The 554-nt window shown below is 43.5% G+C and carries 1 protein-coding gene; it reads left to right on the forward strand.

What is annotated here, in order from left to right; all coding sequences use genetic code 11:
• Positions 1 to 554: relaxase/mobilization nuclease domain-containing protein (locus CD152_RS08790; RefSeq protein ID WP_169926183.1), on the forward strand; the 554-nt coding region annotated here is incomplete at both ends.

A 554-nucleotide genomic window follows, 5' to 3' on the forward strand; every position in this document is an offset into this window, starting at 1 on the left:
ATCAACTGTGATCCGAGTAACGCTGAATATGAATTTCGTGTCGTGAGGAAAGCGTTCAACAAGGCGAAGGACGAAGGCAAGGACATTCAAGCGCACCTCATTGAACAGTCCTTTAAAGGACGTGACATTGATCCTTTTGAAGTCAATCAGATGGGATATGAACTGGCCGAACGGCTGAATGAAGCACTCGGAGGGGGCTTTCAGGCCGTCGTCTATACACATGGCAATACAGACAACTATCATAATCACATCGTGTTTAATGCGGTAAATCTAGAGGATGGCCACAAATATCACTGTTATCAGGAAAAGAAGATCATCGAACGCATCAATGATGCGGTTGTACAGGAACATGGTTATCCCGTCATTGAAAAGCATAAGGAACGTGGCACATCGGTCACGATTAAAGAACAGAAGCTCAAGGATAAAGGCGAATATATATGGAAAGATGATCTAAGAGCACGAATCGATCAGGCATTCGAAAAAACAAAGGATAGCCTTCATTTCGATTTAGAGCGCTTTAAGGCGCATCTAACCGATCTAGGTGTCAACATAAG

Origin of the sequence: Macrococcoides caseolyticum (assembly GCF_002902665.1) — a bacterium.
Taxonomy (GTDB): Bacteria; Bacillota; Bacilli; order Staphylococcales; family Staphylococcaceae; genus Macrococcoides; species Macrococcoides caseolyticum.